The sequence below is a fragment of the Phormidium sp. FACHB-1136 genome (assembly GCF_014697375.1).
Taxonomy (GTDB): Bacteria; Cyanobacteriota; Cyanobacteriia; order Phormidesmidales; family Phormidesmidaceae; genus Nodosilinea.
On sequence record NZ_JACJRS010000183.1, the window covers coordinates 1 to 5,033 of the forward strand.

General features: G+C 56.0%; 3 protein-coding genes and 1 pseudogene. 3 read left to right on the top strand and 1 reads right to left on the bottom strand.

The features are described from left to right. The first annotated feature begins 278 nt into the window (after positions 1 to 278). Positions 279 to 989 carry a hypothetical protein gene (locus tag H6G62_RS25935; protein ID WP_190500576.1) on the top strand — a complete coding sequence of 237 codons (711 nt, stop codon included), beginning with the start codon at positions 279 to 281 and terminating at the stop codon, positions 987 to 989. Positions 990 to 1,249: 260 nt separating this feature from the next. Continuing rightward, positions 1,250 to 1,609: pseudogene (locus tag H6G62_RS25940) on the top strand (tetratricopeptide repeat protein); the annotation flags it as partial. Positions 1,610 to 1,661: 52 nt separating this feature from the next. On the opposite strand, the gene H6G62_RS25945 reads toward H6G62_RS25940, so the two are convergent. Continuing rightward, the gene (locus H6G62_RS25945) at positions 1,662 to 2,963 is read right to left on the bottom strand and encodes a DEAD/DEAH box helicase (RefSeq protein ID WP_190500579.1); all 1,302 of its coding nucleotides are present in this window, start codon (positions 2,961 to 2,963) and stop codon (positions 1,662 to 1,664) included. Between the two features lie 594 nt (positions 2,964 to 3,557). Here H6G62_RS25945 and H6G62_RS25950 point away from each other — a divergent pair. After that, the gene (locus H6G62_RS25950) at positions 3,558 to 4,874 is read left to right on the top strand and encodes a glutamate-5-semialdehyde dehydrogenase (RefSeq protein WP_190500582.1); all 1,317 of its coding nucleotides are present in this window, start codon (positions 3,558 to 3,560) and stop codon (positions 4,872 to 4,874) included. Positions 4,875 to 5,033: the final 159 nt, after the last annotated feature.

The following is a 5,033-nucleotide window of genomic DNA, read 5'->3' on the forward strand; positions in this document are numbered from 1 at the left end:
ACGCCAAGGCCTTGAGGTGTCGCAGATCCCGACGATGGCTATATTGACGCAGCAAGGACAGCACTTGATCATAGAGACAGGTGGTGGCTGGCATGGCAAAGACCCTGAGATATGCAATTCCAGCGTCTCATGTCACCTCACCTTTTCCCCCTCGCAGCACGAGGTTTCAAGCCTTTCACCCACTTCTGTCAGGCAGTCAGCACTACGAGTCTTTTGGAATAGTTCAGAAAGCCTCTGTAGCGGTATGTGATGTCTATCACAACTAGGCTAAGCCCACCATGGAGCACCCTCCAGAAGACTCAAGTTCATGCTCATCACTACCGCGTTTCTTCAATCAATTAGAGGCGATATTAGCGGAGGAATATCAGAACCGTAATATACCCTGGATTCATATCGCTAGGCTCAAGGAAATGGTGTATCAAAGGTATGGAATGGTTCTGGATAATATCATCCAGAGCCAAGGTTCCGATCATAGCTTAAAGAGCTTGTTGAAAAGTAGTCAACGCTTTGCGATCTACAGCACACCCATTGCCCAGGACTTCTATGTAGCTCGCTTGCAGGATACCGTTCCCAACTATAGCCAAAACAGCGGGAAGACAATTCAGTACCGTATTAAGCGGCCTTGGAAGGTGGATAGAAGGTTGATTACGATGTTGGAACATGAGGGTGCAAAGCGCATGTGTTCTAGTCCATCCCCCAGTCGCTCAGCTTATCCGTTAACATTGCCATCTAGACTTTTGTCCATGGATGATTTGGAGCTTGCCCTGACTAAAATTTTGACGCGCTTAACCCTCGATCATTCTGAAAATATGACAACGGTTAGTGCCTTAAGCAAGGCATTCTACAACCACTACAGGCAACCCATCCGCACGGCGGTGCGCAGCCTTTGTCCTGGCATGATGCTCATTGATGTGCTGGAGATCATGTCTAATTTTGATGTCTGGGAGGAAGACGATGGAGAAATCATGATTCACTACATCGATTCCTAATGCTCCACATACTCTCTCGTTTCCCTCGTTCCGAGACTTCGGCGGGGAACGAACCAGGGGGTCTGCCTCTACTTGAGCGAGGCTGGATGATCGGGGAGGGCACCCAGATTCCTTCGCACTCAGCTTGAATCTGGGTGCAAGGGATGTTAGCTTCTCGAGAGAGATTGAGAATTAAGGCCATCAACGTTTGCCAGCCAACTCGTGGATTGACAAGTCTGCTGCCCAGGGCTGGATAGAACGGGTCAACTGCGGCCTATGACCAAACCTTGGCTATCAAACCTGACTACCACATAGCGCGCTTGGGAAAAGGATTTGCGCTGGGGAACTTAGGTCAGTATGAGTTAGCGATTGCAGTCTTTGAGCAAGCCCTAGCTATCAAACCTGACGACTACGGAGCTTTGGATAACAAGGGCTATGCTTTGGCCACAAAAGGTTACTTTGGTGAGGCTATTGTCTGTTTTGATAAAGCCATAGCCATCAACCCCCCACACGCAAACGCAATTTATAACAAAGCGTTTGCCGTTCACCCTGCTAACCTAGGGGCACCCATCCCAGAAACAACCCCGACCCTAGGAATTTTCCTGGGATCGGGATGTTGGTTATTCGTGGTTGATTGCTAGACGTGACCTACAGCGCCACTTAGCCTTGGGGGTGTGAGCCCTAGGAGAAACCCTAGGCGCTTTGCACCCGCTTTTTGGGGGCGGCTTGGCGTTGTCCGTAGGATTGGGCTCCGGCGTGGGCTACGGGTTTGGCCCCCCCCCTCGATGGGGCACCGCTGGGGCGACGACCGGAACGGCGGCGGGGTTTCTCCACGGGTTCCACAGGCTTGGCCTTCATGTCAAAGGAGGGCTCGTAGCCGGGGACAATGTCGCGATCCAGGGGCTGCTTCAGCATCCGCTCGATTTTGCTGAGCAGGTGCAGTTCGTCGTCGCTGATCAGGGAAACAGCCCGTCCTTCGTTGCCCGCCCGTCCGGTGCGGCCAATGCGGTGAACGTAGTCTTCCGCTACGTTGGGTAGTTCAAAGTTCACGACGTAGGGCAGTTGGTCGATGTCAATGCCGCGAGAGGCCACATCCGTGGCCACCAGCACCCGCACCCGACCGGATTTGAAGTCTTGCAGTGCCTTGGCCCGTGCCGCCTGGGTTTTGTTGCCGTGGATAGCGGCGGTACGAAGGCCGTCCTTGGCCAACTGTTCTGCCAAACGGTTGGCCCCATGCTTGGTGCGGGTAAACACCAACACCTGCTCCCAGTTGTGGAAGCCGATCATGTGGGACAGCAACTCCCGCTTGCGGTGGCGATCCACCGGGTGAACCACCTGTTCCACCCGTTCGGCGGTGGTGTTGCGGGGGGCCACTTCAATCTGGACAGGATTGTTCAGCAGGGTGCTGGCCAGTTGTTGGATGGGCCGGGAGAAGGTGGCCGAAAACATCAGGGTTTGGCGCGTTTCCGGCAGCAGACCCATGATTTTGCGGATGTCGTGGATGAAGCCCATGTCGAGCATCCGGTCGCACTCATCCAGCACCAGAATTTCCACATGGCTGAGGTCTACTGTCCGCTGGTTAACGTGATCCAACAGTCGTCCGGGGGTAGCGATCAGAATATCGACGCCCTGGCGCAGTTGCTTGAACTGGGGGCCAATTTTGACGCCGCCATAGACAATGGCGGTGCGCAGGGGCAGGTATTTGCCGTAGGTTTTGACGCTATCGCCCACCTGAGCCGCCAGTTCGCGGGTGGGGGTGAGGATGAGGGCGCGGGGGGTGCGGCGACCGTTGCCGGAGGCGCTGGTTAACCGTTGCAGTAACGGCAGGGTGAAGCTGGCGGTTTTGCCCGTGCCCGTTTGGGCGCTGGCCAGCAAATCTTGGCCCTGCAACACGGCGGGAATCGCCTGCTGCTGAATCGGGGTGGGTTCGGTGTAACCCTGATCCGCGACAGCACGAAGCAAACCAGCCGAAAGGCCGAGTGAGTCAAACGTCATGAAAATATGGCTCCGAGTGGTGCCCCTAATCCCAAAGCGATTCCCTGGGCCCAGCCTAAGAGCAGTGAACAATCGTCAAAAGAATGGCTAAAAAACGAGCGAATCTAGCAAATTCCGTTACCAGCACAGACCGGATGAACTGGTGAAGCTACATCCTAGCAGAGAATCGCGCCATCTGCGGGCTAGGGACAACCATGATGACCGTCATCGGAGTTGACCTAGGGGGGTGTGTGGCGTGGAAAGCCGTGATGAACCTCATCTGATACCAAATCTGAGTTAGAAAACCCCGATTTCTAACCCCGCAAACGTTAGAGTGGGCACCTCGATTAATTGCCTTATTGCAAATCCGAAGAACCTGAAACCATTGGAATCTCGTGCATATTCTCGACAAGATTTGTATTTTTCGAGGTGCCCGAGTACAAGCTCTCCTCGCCCGCTAATACCGGGGGCAAACAAGCCAGATTTAGGATAAGACCTCTGCCATCAGGGGATGGGCGACATGGATCTCCCTGGCCTTGGCATTCTCTATCCGTCGCAGAGCGATACACTGGAATATCTGGAAATATCTGAGCCCTAAACGGCCTACCGCTGACTATGACTGCCGCCCACCCCCCCCTCTCCACTCCCCAATCCCTCGCGCCCCTGGCCCAGGCCACCCGCCGCGCTGCCCAGTGCCTCGCTACCGCCACCACCGCCGACAAAAATCGAGCCATCGAGGCCATGGCCACCGCCCTAGAGCAGCACGAGGTGGCGATTGTGGCGGCAAACCAGGCGGATTGTGACGCGGCCCTGCGGGATCACCTGGCCAAACCCCTCTACGAACGGCTGAAACTGGACGCCGTGAAGTTGCGGGGAGCAATTACGGGCTTGCGCGATGTGGCGAAGCTGCCCGATCCGGTGGGGACGGTTCAGATCCATCGGGAACTGGATGCGGGGTTGGTGCTGAAGCGGATTACCTGCCCCCTAGGGGTGTTGGGGGTCATTTTTGAGTCGCGTCCCGATGCGGTGATGCAGATTTCGGCCCTGGCCGTGAAGTCTGGCAATGGGGTGATTTTGAAGGGCGGCAAGGAAGCGGTACAGTCCTGTACGGCCCTGGTGGCGGCGATTAAGCAGGGGCTAGAATCGGCGGGGTTTGATCCGGCGGCGGTGCAGTTGCTCACCACCCGCGAAGAAACCCAGGCCATGCTCGCCCTCGATGAGTACATCGACCTGATTATCCCTAGGGGTTCCAACGCCTTTGTGCGCTTTGTGCAAAACAATACCCGCATCCCCGTGTTGGGCCACGCAGACGGCATTTGTCATTTATATATTGATGCCGACGCCGACCTGGCCAAAGCCGCCACCATCGCTGTGGATGCCAAGGCCGCCTATCCCTCGGCCTGCAACGCCATTGAAACTCTGCTGATTCACCAGGCCATTGCCGCCACCGCCCTACCTATCTTGTCCAAAGCCCTGCAAGCAGCCGGGGTGGAACTGCGGGGAGATGACCGATCTCGCCAAATTTTGCCCGACCTAGTGCCCGCCACGGAGGAAGACTGGGCCACGGAATACAGTGACCTGATCCTGGCTATCAAAGTGGTGGATGATCTGCAAGCCGCCGTCACCCACATCAACACCTACGGCTCTCGCCACACCGATGCCATCGTCACCGAAAACGCCGCCACCGCCGCCCAGTTCATGGCCGAGGTGGATGCCGCTGGGGTCTACCACAACTGCTCCACCCGCTTTGCCGATGGCTTCCGCTATGGGTTTGGGGCCGAGGTGGGCATTAGCACCCAAAAAATGCCGCCCCGTGGGCCAGTGGGGCTAGAGGGGCTTGTCACCTACAAATATCAAGTGGTGGGCGATGGCCATGTCTCCACCACCTACAGCGGCCCCAATGCCAAACCCTTCACCCATCGGGATTTGTAAATTGAGTCTTGTGACATGTTAGTTTCCTGTTCAGGTGGGTACTCTTGAACAACTGGACAGTGGGAAGTTCTGTATCCGGTAGCGGGACGCCAAGAAAAACGGACATGAGCTGAGTCAATCGACCCATCATGTCCGAAACTGGCTGATGTAAAGCCTTTC

Bases quoted from the DNA above. Each gene is read 5' to 3' on its own strand.
- H6G62_RS25935 (WP_190500576.1), top strand. From the start codon at position 279: ATGGAGCACCCTCCAGAAGACTCAAGTTCATGCTCATCACTACCGCGT.
- H6G62_RS25945 (WP_190500579.1), bottom strand. From the start codon at position 2,963: ATGACGTTTGACTCACTCGGCCTTTCGGCTGGTTTGCTTCGTGCTGTC.
- H6G62_RS25950 (WP_190500582.1), top strand. From the start codon at position 3,558: ATGACTGCCGCCCACCCCCCCCTCTCCACTCCCCAATCCCTCGCGCCC.